This window comes from Arthrobacter sp. 01N442 (assembly GCF_056399345.1).
Window position 1 is genome coordinate 1 of record NZ_JBFTRD010000016.1, and the last position, 931, is coordinate 931.

Sequence of the window (931 nt, forward strand, 5' to 3'; positions counted from 1 at the left end):
CCTCGGCGAACGCGGCTTCGCCGAACCCGCGGGTCGCCAGCGCCGGGGTGCCGATCCGCAGCCCGGAGGTGACCATCGGCGGGCGCGGGTCGAACGGGACGGCGTTGCGGTTGACCGTGATGTCGATCGCGGCGAGCCGGTCCTCGGCTKCCTGGCCGTTGAGTTCGCAGTCGCGCAGGTCCACCAGGACCAGGTGCACGTCGGTGCCGCCGGAGACCACGGTGATGCCTTTGGCSGTGACATCGGGCTGGACCAGGCGTTCGGCGAGGATCCGGGCGCCGGCCAGGACGCGTTCCTGGCGTTCTTTGAACTCGGGTGAGGCGGCGATCTTGAAGGCCACGGCCTTGCCGGCGATGACGTGCTCGAGCGGGCCGCCCTGCTGGCCCGGGAACACGGCCGAGTTGATCTTCTTGGCGATCTCGGCGTCGTTGGAGAGGATGATCCCGCCGCGCGGACCGGCGAGGGTTTTGTGCGTCGTGGAGGTCGTGACGTGCGCGTGCGGGACCGGGGAGGGGTGCAGCCCGGCCGCGACSAGYCCGGCGAAGTGCGCCATGTCCACCATCAGGTAGGCCCCGACCGMGTCGGCGATCCGGCGGAACTCCGCGAAGTCCAGCTGCCGGGCATAGGCGGACCAGCCGGCCACGATCAGCTGGGGTTTGTGTTCCTGGGCGAGGCGTTCGACCTCGGCCATGTCGATCCGGTGGTCGTCCTCGCGGACCTGGTACGGGATGACGTTGTAGAGCCGGCCGGAGAAGTTGATTTTCATCCCGTGGGTCAGGTGCCCGCCGTGGGCCAGGTTCAGGCCCATGATGGTGTCGCCGGGGCGGATCAGGGCGTGCATGACCGAGGCGTTCGCCTGCGCCCCGGAGTGCGGCTGGACGTTCGCGTATTCCGCGCCGAACAGGGCCTTGACCCGGTCGATCGCGAGCTG

The 931-nt window shown here is 69.9% G+C and carries 1 protein-coding gene; it reads right to left on the reverse strand.

The window, feature by feature from the left end; all coding sequences use genetic code 11:
• On the reverse strand, positions 1-931 hold a 931-nt coding region (gene glyA / locus AC1DNC_RS16755), incomplete at both ends, for a serine hydroxymethyltransferase (RefSeq protein ID WP_476863655.1).